The following is a 15,467-nucleotide window of genomic DNA, read 5'->3' as shown; positions in this document are numbered from 1 at the left end:
AAAACTATTGCCCAAGGATTTCCAGCCTAAGTCATTAATTCACAATGGAATGTGCCAATGAAGTGATCTGAGTCAGCTGTTTGATTAGCACACGGAATTATTCTGTGGTCTCTCTTCTCCTGCATTGGAGTTATGCGATGTCTGAATCTCCCGGAAAACTTCGCTTAGGCGCATTGGTTGCACTTGTCGTCGGCTCGATGATTGGCGGCGGTATTTTCTCGCTGCCGCAAAACATGGCGGCCAGCGCCGATGTCGGCGCCGTGCTGATCGGTTGGGTGATCACCGCAGTGGGCATGCTGACCCTCGCATTCGTATTCCAGACCCTGGCCAACCGCAAGCCCGACCTCGATGGCGGCGTGTACGCCTACGCCAAGGCCGGGTTTGGTGACTACATGGGTTTCTCATCGGCCTGGGGCTACTGGATCAGTGCCTGGCTGGGTAACGTCGGTTACTTCGTGTTGCTGTTCAGCACCCTCGGTTACTTTTTCCCGATCTTCGGCGAAGGCAACACCCCGGCTGCCGTGATCGGCGCTTCGGTGTTGCTGTGGGCCGTGCATTTTCTGGTGCTGCGCGGGATCAAGGAAGCGGCGTTCATCAACCTGGTGACCACCGTAGCCAAGGTTGTGCCGCTGGTGCTGTTCGTGTTGATCGCAGTGTTCGCGTTCAAGCTGGACATCTTCACCGCAGATATCTGGGGCGTGAAAAACCCGGACCTGGGCAGCGTGATGAACCAGGTGCGCAACATGATGCTGGTGACTGTGTGGGTGTTCATCGGTATCGAAGGGGCGAGCATCTTTTCGGCCCGCGCCGAAAAACGCAGCGACGTGGGCAAGGCCACCGTGATCGGCTTTATCACCGTGCTGCTGTTCCTGATGCTGGTGAACGTGCTGTCGCTGGGCATCATGACCCAACCTGAACTGGCCAAATTGCAGAACCCGTCGATGGCTGCCGTGCTGGAGCATGTGGTGGGCCACTGGGGCGCGGTGTTGATCAGCGTCGGCTTGATCATTTCGTTGCTGGGTGCGCTGCTGTCGTGGGTGCTGCTGTGTGCGGAGATCATGTTCGCCGCAGCCAAGGACCACACCATGCCGGAGTTCCTGCGCAAGGAAAACGCCAACCATGTGCCGGCCAACGCCCTGTGGCTGACCAACGCCATGGTGCAGGTGTTCCTGGTGATCACGCTGTTTTCCGCCAGCACTTACCTGTCGCTGATCTACCTCGCCACCTCGATGATCCTGGTGCCCTACCTGTGGTCGGCGGCCTATGCCCTGCTGCTGGCGGTACGCGGCGAAACCTACGAAAACGCCCTCAAGGAGCGCCGCAAAGACCTGTTCATCGGCGCCATCGCGCTGATCTACGCGGTGTGGCTGCTCTACGCCGGCGGCACCAAATACCTGCTGCTCTCCGCCCTGCTGTATGCGCCCGGCGCGATCCTGTTCGCCAAGGCCAAGCATGAACTGGGCAAACCGATTTTCACCCCTGTCGAGAAGCTGATTTTCGCCGCAGTGGTCATTGGCGCCCTGGTGGCGGCCTATGGGCTCTACGACGGCTTCCTGACTCTGTAATTCTGACTGGAGGATCTGTAATGACCACGGAAAAAGTGAAGTACGGCGTACATTCCGAAGCCGGCAAACTGCGCAAAGTCATGGTGTGTTCCCCAGGCTTGGCCCACCAGCGGCTGACCCCCAACAATTGCGATGAATTGCTGTTCGATGACGTGTTGTGGGTGGCCCAGGCCAAGCGCGATCATTTCGACTTTGTGACCAAGATGCGCGAGCGGGACATTGATGTGCTGGAAATGCACAACCTGCTGACCGACATCGTCGCAATCCCCGAGGCGCTGGACTGGATACTGCAACGCAAGATCACCGCCAATACGGTGGGCCTGGGCCTGGTCGATGAAGTCGGCTCGTGGCTGCGCAGCCTGGAGCCGCGCAAGATCGCCGAGTTCCTGATCGGCGGCGTGTCGGCCGATGACCTGCCGAGCAGCTTCGGTGGCAAAACCATCGAGATGTTCCGCGATTTCCTCGGCCACGCCAGTTTCATTCTGCCGCCGCTGCCCAACACCCAGTTCACCCGCGACACCACCTGCTGGATCTATGGCGGCGTGACGCTCAACCCGATGTACTGGCCGGCGCGACGCCAGGAAACCCTGCTGGCCAGCGCCATCTATAAATTCCACCCCGAGTTCACCAACGCCGACTTCCAGATCTGGTACGGCGACTCCGACCAGGAACACGGTGCCGCCACGCTGGAAGGCGGTGACGTGATGCCGATTGGCAACGGCGTGGTGTTGATCGGCATGGGTGAGCGCTCGTCCCACCAAGCCATCGGCCAATTGGCGCGCAACCTGTTCAAGAACAAAGCCGTGGAACGCGTGATCGTTGCCGGCCTGCCCAAATCCCGCGCGGCGATGCACCTGGACACCGTGTTCAGCTTCTGCGACCGCGACCTGGTGACCGTCTTCCCGGAAGTGGTCAACCAGATCGTCCCGTTCACCCTGCGCCCTGACGACAGCAAGCCGCACGGCATCGACATCCAGCGCGAGAAAACCAACTTCCTCGACACCGTGGCCGCAGCCCTCAACCTCAAGGCCCTGCGTGTGGTCGAGACCGGCGGCAACAGCTTCGCCGCCGAGCGCGAGCAGTGGGACGACGGCAACAACGTGGTGGCCGTGGAACCGGGCGTGGTGATCGGCTACGACCGCAACACCTACACCAACACCCTATTGCGCAAGGCGGGCGTGGAAGTCATCACCATCAGCGCCGGTGAACTCGGCCGCGGCCGTGGCGGCGGCCACTGCATGACCTGCCCGATCGTCCGCGACCCTATCGACTATTAAGGAGATCCATCATGGCTTTCAACATGCGCAACCGCAGCCTGCTGTCGCTGATGCACCACACCACCCGCGAGCTGAACTACCTGCTGGACCTGTCCCGCGACCTCAAGCGCGCCAAATACACCGGCACCGAGCGTCCGCACCTGCAAGGCAAGAACATCGCGTTGATCTTCGAAAAAACCTCGACGCGCACCCGTTGCGCCTTCGAAGTAGCGGCCCATGACCAAGGTGCGCACGTCACCTACATCGACCCGGTATCGTCGCAGATCGGCCACAAAGAGAGCATGAAAGACACTGCCCGTGTGCTCGGGCGCATGTTCGACGCCATTGAATACCGTGGTTTCGAACAGGAAATCGTCGAAGAGCTGGCCAAGTTCGCCGGCGTGCCGGTGTTCAACGGCCTTACCGCCGAATTCCACCCCACCCAAATGATCGCCGACACCCTGACCATGCGCGAACACAGCGACAAGCCGCTGCATGACATCAGCTACGCCTACCTGGGCGACGCCCGCTACAACATGGGCAACTCGCTGCTGATGATCGGCGCCAAGCTCGGCATGGACGTGCGCATCGGCGCGCCGAAAGCCCTGTGGCCACACGAAGATTTCATCAAGCAATGCCAGGCGTTCGCCGAAGAGAGCGGCGCACGCATCACCATCACCGAAGACCCTGCCGAGGCGGTGAAGGGCGTGGACTTCATCCACACCGACATCTGGGTATCCATGGGTGAGCCCGTGGAAGCGTGGGACGAGCGCATCGAGCAACTGCTGCCGTACCAGGTCAACGCCAAGATGATGAAAGCCTCGGGCAACCCCCGGGTGAAATTCATGCACTGCCTGCCGGCGTTCCATAACAGCGAAACCAAGGTCGGCAAAGACATCGCCGCACGCTATCCGAACCTGGCCAATGGCGTGGAAGTGACCGAAGAAGTGTTCGAGTCGCCGGCCAACATCGCCTTTGAGCAGGCGGAAAACCGCATGCATACCATCAAGGCGATCCTGGTGTCGGCACTGGCGGATATCTAACTTTTACTGCAGGAACGCAATCAATGTCGGAGGGGGCTTGCGCCCTCCCACATTTTTCCTGTGTTCACAACGATAAATCTTAGAAGGACATTCCTTATGCGCATCGTCGTAGCCCTGGGCGGCAACGCCCTGCTCCGCCGTGGTGAACCCATGACGGCGGACAACCAACGCGCCAATATCCGCGTCGCTACCCAACAGATCGCCAGGATCCACCCCGGCAACGAACTGGTGATCGCCCACGGCAATGGCCCCCAGGTCGGCCTGCTGTCGTTGCAGGCGGCGGCCTATACCAGCGTTTCGCCCTACCCACTGGACGTATTGGGCGCCGAAACCGAAGGCATGATCGGCTACATCATCGAACAGGAACTGGGCAACCTGCTGGACGTTGAAGTGCCCTTCGCCACCGTGCTCACCCAAGTGGAAGTCGACGCCAACGACCCCGCCTTCCAGAACCCCACCAAGCCGATCGGCCCGGTATACACCAAGGCCGAAGCGGAAAAACTCGCCGCCGAAAAAGGCTGGGCCATCGCCCCGGATGGCGACAAATACCGGCGCGTGGTCGCCAGCCCGCGCCCGAAACGCATCTTCGAAATCCGCCCGATCAAATGGCTGCTGGAGAAAAAAGCCATCGTGATCTGCGCCGGCGGCGGCGGCATCCCGACGATGTATGGCGAAGACGGCAAACTCCAAGGCATTGAAGCCGTGATCGACAAGGACCTGTGCTCGTCCTTGCTGGCCGCGCAACTGGACGCCGATTTGCTGGTGATCGCCACCGACGTCAGCGCCGCATTTATCGACTTCGGCAAGCCAACCCAAAAGGCCATCGCCCAGGCCCACCCCGACGCCATGGAAGACCTCGGTTTCGCCGCCGGCTCCATGGGCCCCAAGGTGCAAGCCGCCTGCGAGTTCGCCCGCCAGACTGGCAAAACCGCGGTGATCGGTTCACTCTCGGACATCGAAGCCATCGTCCAGGGCAGCGCCGGTACCCGCATCAGCACGGCAACACCTGGCATCACCTATCTGTGAAGTAGAGGAGATTCGCCTATGGCCACCTTTGAACCCGGTCACCTGCATATCGAGCGACATGCGCTGAACAAGGACGACGTCAGCTACGACCTGTGCCTGGACTACGAAGTCGTCACGGATAAAAGCGAGGGCAAAGGCATGCAATTCACCCTGCATGGCAGCGTCCAGGGCAAGGACATGAAGGAAACGTTCTTTCTGCCCAAGGATCAGGCCTACAACTTCGCCAGCAACGTGACCCGGATTGTCGAGAAATACGGTATCCCCAAAACCCACAGCAGCGTGGGATCGGACCACAAGCACTACGATCTGATGTTTGAAGATGTGCGGCATCAGTTGGACATGAAATCCGGGGACCCGGTCAAGCCCGAACACCTGGCGTGATGCGTTTGCACTGACACAACAGTGTTCAAATGTGGGAGGGAGCAAGCCCCCTCCCACATTTTGATCTCCATTATTTGTCAGATTTCACCTGTGCCTCGCGTCAAGGCATACTTGCCGCCTCTCGCTCCCCAGAATCGTCAGCCACTGCATGCGTATCCACGTCAGCTTCATCGACCGCGTCGGCATTACCCAGGAAGTCCTGGCCTTGCTCGGTGGGCGCAATCTCAACCTGGATGCGGTGGAAATGGTGCCGCCCAACGTCTACATCGACGCCCCGACCCTCAGCGCCGAGGTGCTGGAAGAACTGCGCGATGCCCTGTTCAGCGTGCACGGCGTACAAGCGGTGACGGTGGTGGACATCCTTCCCGGCCAACGCCGCCACCTGCAACTCGACGCCCTGCTGGCCGCCATGACCGACCCGGTGCTGGCCCTGGACAGCGCGGGCAAGATTCTGTTGGCCAACCCGGCGTTGATCGCCCTGTACGGGCGCGAACCGGCCGGCGAAAGTATCGCCGAGCTGTTCAACGACCTCGCGCTGCTGGAGACCTTGCTGGAAAACGGCTTTCGTTTGCCGCTGCGCGAGATCAGCGTCAACGGCCAGACCTTGCTGCTGGACGCCACGCCGATCACCGACGCCGGCGCCCTGCTGACCCTGTACCAACCCAACCGTATCGGCGAACAACTGTCGGCGTTGCACCATGACCATGCCGAAGGCTTTGATGCGCTGCTCGGCGAGTCCCCGGTCATTCGCACCCTCAAGGCGCGTGCGCAGCGGGTGGCGGCCCTGGATGCACCGTTGTTGATCCAGGGCGAGACCGGTACCGGCAAAGAGTTGGTGGCGCGTGCCTGCCATGCCATCAGCACGCGGCACAGTGCGCCGTTTCTGGCATTGAACTGCGCGGCGCTGCCGGAGAACCTCGCCGAGAGCGAGCTGTTCGGCTACGCACCGGGCGCCTTCACCGGCGCCCAGCGCGGCGGTAAGCCAGGGCTGATGGAACTGGCCAACCAGGGCACGGTGTTCCTCGATGAGATCGGCGAGATGTCGCCGTACCTGCAGGCCAAGCTGCTGCGGTTTCTCAATGACGGCAGCTTTCGCCGGGTGGGCGGCGACCGTGAAGTGAAAGTCAATGTGCGCATTCTCAGCGCCACTCACCGCGACCTGGAAAAAATGGTCAGCGAAGGCACCTTCCGCGAAGACCTGTTTTATCGCCTCAACGTCCTCAACGTCGAAGTACCGCCCCTGCGCGCACGCGGCCAGGACATCTTGCTGCTGGCCCGCTACTTCATGCAGCAGGCCTGTGCGCAGATCCAGCGCCCCGTCTGCCGCCTGGCACCCGGCACTTACCCGGCGCTGCTGGGCAACCGCTGGCCGGGCAATGTGCGCCAGTTGCAGAACGTGATCTTCCGCGCCGCCGCCATTTGCGAAAGCAGCCTGGTGGACATCGGCGACCTGGACATCGCCGGCACCTCGGTTGCGCGCCAGAACGACGGCGAAATCGACAGCCTGGAACAGGCCATGGAAGACTTCGAGCGCGACCTGCTGGAAAAGCTCTACACCAGCTACCCCTCGACCCGCCAGCTGGCCAGCCGGTTACAGACCTCGCACACCGCCATTGCCCATCGATTGCGCAAGTACGGCATACCCGGCAAGCCCTGATTCCAAAGGGAATGGGCTCTAAACCTGAAATACAAGCCCCCTCCCACATTGACCGCATTTTTGGTCCAGGAACGACATCCCGTGTACTGAAAGCGCTACAGCGTAACGATATCGCTACAACCCTGCTTTTTGCGCGCCATGCAAGGCTTTGATCCACATAGGCTTTTTTTCCAAGGCCCAGCTGTAGCGAAATCGCTACAGCGCAGCCGTATAACCTCATAACCATTTTTATTAACTTATTGAATTATAAGGAATTAATAACATTGGCCGCGATTTTGCTTAGCAACTCCTCATTATTCCAATCCCGCCCACCAGACGATTCTGGCCCTGAGGAGTTTCCATGAGCGAGTTGCGTTTCACTGAAGATCACGAATGGCTGCGCGCCGAAGCTGACGGCAGCGTTACCGTAGGCATTACCGCTTTTGCGCAGAACGCGCTGGGCGATGTGGTTTTCGTGCAACTGCCTGAGCTGCAGGTCTACGGCAAGGGCGCTGAAGCGTCCACCGTGGAGTCGGTCAAAGCCGCCAGCGGTGTATACATGCCGCTGGACGGCGAAGTACTGGAAGTGAACGACAAACTCGACGCCAGCCCGGAGCGGGTCAACGAAGACCCGATGGGCGAAGGCTGGTTCTTCCGTTTTAAACCGGCCGATGCCAGTGCAGTGGCTAAGCTGTTGGATCAGGATGCGTACGACCGCCTGATCAAAGCCAACGCTGAAGCCTGAGGAGCGCGCCATGAGTATTAATTTGAGCACCGCCAACGAATTCATCGCCCGCCACATCGGCCCGCGCCAGGCAGACGAGCAGCAGATGCTCGCAAGCCTGGGCTTTGATTCCCTCGAAGCCTTGAGCGCCAGCGTGATCCCGGAAAGCATCAAGGGCACCAGTGTGCTCGGCCTCGAAGACGGCCTGAGCGAAGCCGAGGCGCTGGCCAAGATCAAGGCTATCGCCAGCCAGAACCAACTGTTCAAGACCTACATCGGGCAGGGCTACTACAACTGCCACACACCGTCGCCGATCCTGCGCAACCTACTGGAAAACCCGGCCTGGTACACCGCCTACACCCCCTACCAGCCGGAGATTTCCCAAGGCCGCCTGGAAGCGCTGCTGAACTTCCAGACCCTGATCAGCGACCTCACCGGCCTGCCGATCGCCAACGCATCCTTGCTCGATGAAGCCACCGCCGCCGCCGAGGCCATGACCTTCTGCAAGCGCCTGAGCAAGAACAAAAGCAGCAACGCGTTCTTCGCCTCCGTACACAGCCACCCGCAAACCCTCGATGTGCTGCGCACGCGTGCCGAGCCGCTGGGCATCGATGTAGTGGTGGGCGATGAGCGCGAGTTGAGCGACGTGAGCGCCTTTTTCGGCGCCCTGCTGCAATACCCGGCGAGCAACGGTGACGTGTTCGACTACCGCGAGCTGACCGAACGCTTCCACGCCGCCAACGCCCTGGTGGCCGTGGCCGCCGACCTGCTGGCCCTGACCCTGCTGACCCCACCGGGTGAGTTCGGCGCCGACGTGGCCATCGGCAGCGCGCAACGCTTCGGCGTGCCGCTGGGCTTTGGTGGCCCGCACGCGGCGTACTTCTCCACCAAGGATGCGTTCAAGCGCGACATGCCGGGCCGCCTGGTCGGTGTGTCCGTCGACCGTTTCGGCAAGCCGGCCCTGCGCCTGGCCATGCAGACCCGCGAGCAACATATCCGCCGCGAGAAAGCCACCAGCAACATCTGCACCGCCCAAGTGCTGCTCGCCAATATCGCCAGCATGTACGCCGTGTATCACGGGCCTGAAGGCTTGACCCAGATCGCCCAGCGTATTCATCAGCTGACGGCAATCCTGGCGAAGGGCTTGACCGCCCTGGGCCTGAAGGTCGAACAAGCACACTTCTTCGACACCCTCACCCTCAACACCGGCGCCCACACCGCGGCCCTGCACGACAAGGCCCGCGCCCAGCGCATCAACCTGCGTGTGGTGGATGCCGAGCGTGTCGGCCTGTCGGTGGACGAAACCACCACCCAGGCCGATATCGAAACCCTGTGGGCGATCTTCGCCGACGGCAAGGCCCTGCCGGTTTTCGCCCACACTGAAAGCACCTTGCCGGCCGCGCTGCTGCGCCAGTCGCCGATCCTCAGCCACCCGGTGTTCAACCGCTACCACTCGGAAACCGAGCTGATGCGCTACCTGCGCAAGCTGGCGGACAAAGACCTGGCGCTGGACCGCACCATGATCCCGCTGGGCTCCTGCACCATGAAGCTCAACGCCGCCAGCGAAATGATCCCGGTGACCTGGGCCGAATTCGGTGCCCTGCACCCGTTCGCCCCCGCCGAGCAAAGCGCCGGTTACCAGCAACTGACCTCCGACCTGGAAGCCATGCTCTGCGCGGCCACCGGTTACGACGCGATCTCCCTGCAGCCGAACGCCGGTTCCCAGGGTGAATACGCCGGCCTGCTGGCCATTCGTGCCTATCACCACAGCCGTGGCGAAGAACGTCGCGACATCTGCCTGATCCCATCGTCGGCCCACGGCACCAACCCGGCCACCGCCAACATGGCCGGCATGCGTGTGGTGGTGACCGCATGCGACGCGCGTGGCAACGTCGACATCGAAGACCTGCGCGCCAAGGCCATCGAGCATCGCGAACACCTCGCCGCGCTGATGATCACCTATCCGTCCACCCACGGCGTGTTCGAGGAAGGCATCCGCGAGATCTGCGCGATCATCCACGACCACGGCGGCCAGGTGTACATCGATGGCGCCAACATGAACGCGATGGTCGGCCTCTGCGCACCGGGCAAGTTCGGCGGCGATGTATCCCACCTCAACCTGCACAAGACCTTCTGCATTCCCCACGGCGGTGGCGGCCCGGGCGTTGGCCCGATCGGCGTCAAGTCGCATCTGGCGCCGTTCCTGCCAGGCCATGCGGCCATGCAACGCAAGGAGGGCGCGGTGTGCGCCGCACCGTTCGGCAGCGCGAGCATTTTGCCGATCACCTGGATGTACATCAGCATGATGGGCGGCGCGGGCCTCAAGCGCGCTTCGCAGTTGGCGATCCTGAATGCCAACTACATTTCCCGTCGCCTCGAAGAGCACTACCCGGTGCTTTACACCGGCAGCAACGGCCTGGTGGCGCATGAATGCATCCTCGACCTGCGCCCGCTCAAGGACAGCAGCGGCATCAGCGTGGATGACGTGGCCAAGCGCCTGATCGACTTCGGCTTCCACGCACCGACCATGTCGTTCCCGGTGGCGGGCACGCTGATGATCGAGCCGACCGAAAGTGAGTCCAAGGAAGAACTGGACCGCTTCTGCGACGCAATGGTCGCCATTCGCGAAGAGATCCGCGCGGTGGAAAACGGCACCCTGGACAAGGACGACAACCCACTCAAGAACGCGCCGCATACCGCCGCCGAACTGGTAGGCGAATGGAGCCACCCGTACAGCCGTGAGCAAGCGGTGTACCCGGTTGCGTCGCTGGTCGAACGCAAGTACTGGCCGCCGGTGGGCCGGGTCGACAACGTGTTCGGCGATCGCAACCTCGTCTGCGCATGCCCATCGATCGAGAGCTACGCCTAACTCAAGGGTCAACTCGATCAAATGTGGGAGGGGGCTTGCCCCCTCCCACACTTGACCGAGTACGATCTCAAAAATAATAAGAAACCGGAGAACAACCATGTCGTTAAGCGTGTTCGACCTGTTCAAGATTGGCATCGGCCCCTCCAGTTCCCACACCGTCGGCCCTATGCGCGCCGCCGCTCGTTTTGTCGAGGGCCTCAAGCGCGACAACCTGTTGAGCGCCACCACCGGCATCAAGGTGGAACTCTACGGGTCGCTGGGCGCCACCGGCAAAGGCCACGGCAGCGACAAGGCCGTGCTGCTCGGCCTGGAAGGCGAACACCCGGACACCGTAAACACTGAAACCGTCGCCGCGCGCCTCCTGGCGATGCGCAGCAGCGGCCGCTTGAACCTGCTCGGCGAACACAGCATTGCGTTCAACGAGAAAGAACACCTGGCGATGATCCGCAAACCCCTCGCCTACCACCCCAACGGCATGATTTTCCGTGCCTTCGATGGCGCGGGTATCCAGGTCCGCAGCCGCGAGTACTACTCGGTCGGCGGTGGGTTTGTGGTCGACGAAGACGCCGCCGGCGCCGACCGGATTGTCGAGGACGCCACGCCCCTGACCTTCCCGTTCAAGCACGCCAAAGACTTGCTCGGCCATTGCACTACTTACGGGCTGTCCATCAGCCAGGTGATGCTGACCAACGAAAGTGCGTGGCGCCCGGAAGCGCAAACCCGTAGCGGCCTGTTGAACATCTGGCAAGTGATGCAGGACTGCGTAGATGCGGGCTGCCGCAATGAAGGGATCTTGCCGGGGGGCTTGAAGGTCAAGCGGCGCGCGGCGGCCCTGCATCGCCAGTTATGCAAGAACCCGGAGTCGGCGCTGCGCGATCCATTATCGGTGCTCGACTGGGTCAACCTGTACGCCCTGGCCGTCAACGAAGAAAACGCCAACGGCGGCCGCGTGGTCACGGCGCCTACCAACGGTGCGGCGGGAATCATCCCGGCGGTACTGCATTACTACATGCGCTTTATCCCAGGTGCGAACGAAGACGGCGTGGTGCGTTTCCTGCTCACCGCCGCCGCCATCGGTATTTTGTACAAGGAAAACGCCTCGATCTCGGGTGCCGAAGTCGGCTGCCAGGGCGAAGTCGGCGTGGCCTGTTCCATGGCCGCGGGCGCCTTGTGCGAGGTGTTGGGCGGCAGCGTGTCCCAAGTGGAAAACGCCGCCGAAATCGGCATGGAACACAACCTGGGCCTGACCTGCGACCCGATAGGCGGGCTGGTGCAGGTGCCCTGCATCGAGCGCAACGCGATGGGTTCGGTCAAGGCGATCAATGCAGTGCGCATGGCCTTGCGCGGGGATGGGCAGCACTTCGTATCCCTCGACAAGGTCATCCGCACCATGCGCCAGACCGGCGCCGATATGAAAAGCAAATACAAGGAAACCGCCCGTGGCGGTTTGGCGGTCAACATTATCGAGTGCTGACGCCTCAAGGCGCGCCGGCACGTTTTTCAGGAGCTGAACATGTCCACCGAAACCCTGTTGAAAACCCCCTTGCACGCTCTGCACCTCGAGTTGGGCGCACGCATGGTGCCCTTCGCCGGCTACGACATGCCGGTGCAGTACCCGCTGGGCGTGATGAAGGAACACCAACACACCCGTGAGCAGGCCGGGTTGTTCGACGTGTCCCACATGGGCCAGATCCGCCTGACCGGCGCCAACGCCGCCAAAGCCTTGGAAACCCTGGTGCCTGTCGACATTCTCGACCTGCCGGTGGGCATGCAGCGCTACGCCATGTTCACCAACGAACAAGGCGGCATCCTCGATGACCTGATGGTCGCCAACCTGGGTAACGATGAGCTGTTCCTGGTGGTCAACGCCGCCTGCAAGGATCAGGACCTGGCACACCTGCGCAAGCACATTGGCGACCAATGCACCATCGAGCCGCTGTTCGAAGAGCGCGCGCTGCTGGCCCTGCAAGGCCCGTTGGCGGTGAAGGTGCTGGCGCGCCTGGCGCCGGAGGTCAGCAAGATGACGTTCATGCAGTTCGCCGCGTTGCGTCTGCTGGGCGTGGACTGCTACGTGAGCCGCTCGGGTTACACCGGCGAAGACGGTTTTGAGATCTCCGTGCCTGCCGCCAGCGCCGAAAGCCTGGCCCGCAGCCTGCTGGCCGAGACCGAAGTACAGGCCATCGGCCTGGGCGCCCGCGACTCGCTGCGCCTTGAAGCTGGCCTGTGCCTGTACGGCCACGACATGAACACCGACACCACGCCGATCGAAGCCAGCCTGTTGTGGGCAATCTCCAAGGCGCGCCGTGCCGACGGGGCGCGTGCCGGCGGTTTCCCTGGCGCCGACCGGATCTTCACCCAGCAGCAAGCCGGCGTCGGCCGCAAGCGCGTGGGCCTGCTGCCGCAAGAGCGCACGCCCGTGCGGGAGGGCGCGGAAATCGTCGACGAACATGGCACGGTGATCGGCAGCGTGTGCAGCGGCGGCTTTGGTCCGAGCCTGGGCGGCCCGCTTGCCATGGGCTACCTGGACAGCGCATTCACCGCCTTGGATACCGAAGTCGCTGCGTTGGTGCGTGGGAAAAAGGTGCCTCTTCGTGTAAGTAAAATGCCATTCGTGCCGCAACGTTACTTCCGTGGCTGACTGTTCCTATAAGTAACGCGGTTGCGTTAACGTGCACTAATCTGTAACGCAACCGCCATAAAACAGTGCAGTAGCGATAGTCATTGTTATAGGGTTTTCCCTATAACAAGTGACTAACTCTATCGAATAAGTCCGTTCCATATTATTCAACCCAGTCTCATGAAACCGAGCAAAACCTGGGGTTTGGCGGGGCTTGTTTTTTTCATATTAGTTGGCGTAGAGTTTGCCCACTGTGTTTGCATGGGTCGCTTGGAACCTGGACCTGGGCAGTAGCTGAAGTAGTTGCGCTACAACCCGTTCGACGTCTCTTACTTTCCTGCAACCCAGCCCAGTACTCTTTCATGTGAAAGGGGCTGTCATTAATTTTAGTGTCAAAGGAAAGAAGACAATGTCTACACGTCAGAGCGGTACCGTTAAATGGTTCAACGACGAGAAAGGGTTTGGTTTTATCACGCCAGAAAGCGGTCCGGATCTGTTCGTGCATTTCCGCGCTATCCAGGGCAACGGTTTCAAGAGCCTGAAAGAAGGCCAGAAAGTGACCTTCGTTGCCGTGCAAGGCCAAAAAGGCATGCAGGCTGACGAAGTACAAGCGGAAGCCTGATCTCTACCTGCGACAAAAAGCCCCTGATATGACATCAGGGGCTTTTTTATGGGCGCGATTCCGTAAACTGCGTGTTTTCTCCAGAGAGCCCTGCCATGTCCAAACCCCTGCTGAGCCCCCAAGGCGAATTTCCCGCCGTTGGCCTGGGCCGTCGCCTGGCAGCGATGTTCTATGATTTGCTGCTGTGCACCGCACTGCTGATCGTCACCGCGTTTATCTACAAGCTGGTATGGATCGCGTTCGTCGGCGAAGCCAGGATGCGCACCCTCACCGAGTCCGGCGCCTTGGACGGCGATCCGCTGCTGTCGACGATTCTGTTGTTCGTGCTGTTTGGCTTCTTCGCCAAGTTCTGGACCCACTCGGGTCAGACCTTGGGCATGCAGGTGTGGGGGGTACGCGTGCAGAACGCCGACGGCTCACGCATCAGCCTGTGGCAGGCACTGTTGCGCTTTGTGGTGTCGATTGCGTCGTGGCTGTGCGTGGGGTTGGGGTTTATCTGGTCGCTGTTTGATAAGCACAAACGCAGCTGGCATGACATCTATTCGGACACGCAACTGGTGCGCGTCCCAAAGCAAAAGAAGTAACCCCTGCCCAATGGAAATCAACCGGTGGGAGGGGGCTTGCACCCCTGCCCACCGGTTTGACCGAGCCCGTCTCGGCTCAGGCGTTGCCGGCCAGCTTCAGACGTGCGGCCTGGGTAAAGTCCAGCATGCGCTTGAGCGGCCGCACGGCATGCGGGATCACCGACGGTTCGACGAAGATCTCATTGCTGCCCTCACGCAGGCACTGCAACGTGCGCTCCAGCGTGTTCATCGCCATCCACGGGCAATGCGCGCAACTGCGGCACGCAGCACCGTTGCCCGCCGTAGGCGCTTCCACGAAAACCTTGTCCGGGCAGAGCTGCTGCATCTTGTAGAAGATGCCGCGGTCGGTCGCCACGATGAAGGTCTTGTTCGGTAAGCGTTGCGCCGCAGCGATCAACTGGCTGGTGGAGCCCACCGCATCGGCGAGCTCGATCACCGAGGTCGGGGATTCGGGATGCACCAGAATGGCCGCATCCGGGTACAGCGCCTTCATGTCTTCCAACTGCTTGGACTTGAACTCTTCGTGCACGATGCACGCACCGTCCCACAGCAACATGTCGGCACCGGTCTGGCGCTGGATATAAGTGCCCAGGTGTTTGTCCGGGCCCCAGATGATGGTCTCGCCGTTGTCCATCAGGCTTTCGACGATTTCCAGCGCGCAGCTGGAGGTCACCACCCAGTCGGCCCGGGCTTTGACCGCAGCCGAGGTGTTGGCGTAGACCACCACGGTGCGCTCGGGATGCTGGTCGCAGAATGCCGAAAACTCATCCACCGGGCAGCCCAGGTCCAGCGAGCACGTGGCTTCCAGAGTGGGCATGAGGATGCGTTTGTCGGGTGTGAGGATCTTGGCGGTCTCACCCATGAAACGCACGCCGGCGACCAGTACGGTCTTGGCCGGGTGGGCGGCGCCGAAGCGGGCCATTTCCAGGGAGTCGGAGACACAGCCGCCGGTTTCTTCGGCCAGGGCCTGAATCACCGGGTCGCAATAGAAGTGGGCCACCAGCACCGCGTCCTGAGCCTTGAGCTCGGCGGCGATGGCGGCGCGCAGGCTCGCCTCTTCGTCGGCGCTGAGGGCCTTGGGCTGCTTGGCGTCGAGATGGGCTTGAACCAGTAGGCGTTCGGAAATGTGCGTCATATTCGCAAG

The 15,467-nt window shown here is 61.4% G+C and carries 13 protein-coding genes; 12 read left to right on the top strand and 1 reads right to left on the bottom strand.

Going from position 1 to position 15,467, the window contains the following annotated elements; all coding sequences use genetic code 11:
- The first annotated feature begins 137 nt into the window (after positions 1-137).
- The 12 genes from arcD (at position 138) to AB4N98_RS18425 (ending at position 14,323) form a co-directional block, all read left to right on the top strand.
- Positions 138-1,565, top strand: a complete 1,428-nt coding sequence (arcD, locus tag AB4N98_RS18480) for an arginine-ornithine antiporter (protein WP_017529186.1) — start codon at positions 138-140, stop codon at positions 1,563-1,565.
- A gap of 20 nt (positions 1,566-1,585) precedes the next feature.
- Positions 1,586-2,842, top strand: coding sequence for an arginine deiminase (arcA, locus tag AB4N98_RS18475; protein WP_065876958.1), 1,257 nt, complete (start codon positions 1,586-1,588; stop codon positions 2,840-2,842).
- Positions 2,843-2,853: 11 nt separating this feature from the next.
- Complete coding sequence (locus tag AB4N98_RS18470) at positions 2,854-3,864, top strand: ornithine carbamoyltransferase (protein ID WP_017529188.1); 1,011 nt, start codon at positions 2,854-2,856, stop codon at positions 3,862-3,864.
- A 96-nt stretch (positions 3,865-3,960) separates the two neighbouring features.
- Complete coding sequence (gene arcC, locus AB4N98_RS18465; protein WP_017529189.1) at positions 3,961-4,890, top strand: carbamate kinase; 930 nt, start codon at positions 3,961-3,963, stop codon at positions 4,888-4,890.
- 18 nt (positions 4,891-4,908) lie between these two features.
- Entirely contained in the window at positions 4,909-5,271 is a 363-nt protein-coding gene (locus AB4N98_RS18460; RefSeq protein ID WP_017529190.1) for a DUF5064 family protein, read from the top strand.
- A 148-nt stretch (positions 5,272-5,419) separates the two neighbouring features.
- Entirely contained in the window at positions 5,420-6,928 is a 1,509-nt protein-coding gene (locus tag AB4N98_RS18455) for a sigma-54-dependent transcriptional regulator (protein ID WP_065876959.1), read from the top strand.
- A 340-nt stretch (positions 6,929-7,268) separates the two neighbouring features.
- The gene (gcvH, locus tag AB4N98_RS18450; RefSeq protein ID WP_065876960.1) at positions 7,269-7,652 is read left to right on the top strand and encodes a glycine cleavage system protein GcvH; all 384 of its coding nucleotides are present in this window, start codon (positions 7,269-7,271) and stop codon (positions 7,650-7,652) included.
- 10 nt (positions 7,653-7,662) lie between these two features.
- Complete coding sequence (gene gcvP, locus AB4N98_RS18445; RefSeq protein WP_135196406.1) at positions 7,663-10,500, top strand: aminomethyl-transferring glycine dehydrogenase; 2,838 nt, start codon at positions 7,663-7,665, stop codon at positions 10,498-10,500.
- Positions 10,501-10,597: 97 nt separating this feature from the next.
- Positions 10,598-11,974, top strand: a complete 1,377-nt coding sequence (locus AB4N98_RS18440; RefSeq protein ID WP_017529194.1) for an L-serine ammonia-lyase — start codon at positions 10,598-10,600, stop codon at positions 11,972-11,974.
- A gap of 39 nt (positions 11,975-12,013) precedes the next feature.
- Positions 12,014-13,138, top strand: coding sequence for a glycine cleavage system aminomethyltransferase GcvT (gcvT, locus tag AB4N98_RS18435; RefSeq protein ID WP_065876961.1), 1,125 nt, complete (start codon positions 12,014-12,016; stop codon positions 13,136-13,138).
- 388 nt (positions 13,139-13,526) lie between these two features.
- The gene (locus AB4N98_RS18430) at positions 13,527-13,739 is read left to right on the top strand and encodes a cold-shock protein (RefSeq protein ID WP_003227496.1); all 213 of its coding nucleotides are present in this window, start codon (positions 13,527-13,529) and stop codon (positions 13,737-13,739) included.
- A gap of 95 nt (positions 13,740-13,834) precedes the next feature.
- A complete protein-coding gene (locus AB4N98_RS18425; RefSeq protein ID WP_068937278.1) occupies positions 13,835-14,323 on the top strand; it encodes an RDD family protein in 489 nt (162 codons plus the stop codon).
- Between the two features lie 76 nt (positions 14,324-14,399).
- On the opposite strand, the gene nadA is transcribed toward AB4N98_RS18425, so the two are convergent.
- Positions 14,400-15,458, bottom strand: a complete 1,059-nt coding sequence (gene nadA, locus AB4N98_RS18420) for a quinolinate synthase NadA (protein ID WP_017529197.1) — start codon at positions 15,456-15,458, stop codon at positions 14,400-14,402.
- Between the last annotated feature and the right edge of the window lie 9 nt (positions 15,459-15,467).

The sequence above is a fragment of the Pseudomonas sp. S3_E10 genome, assembly GCF_054667615.1.
The sequence above is the reverse complement of the archived record's forward strand: the minus strand, read 5'-3'. Positions and strand labels throughout refer to the sequence as shown.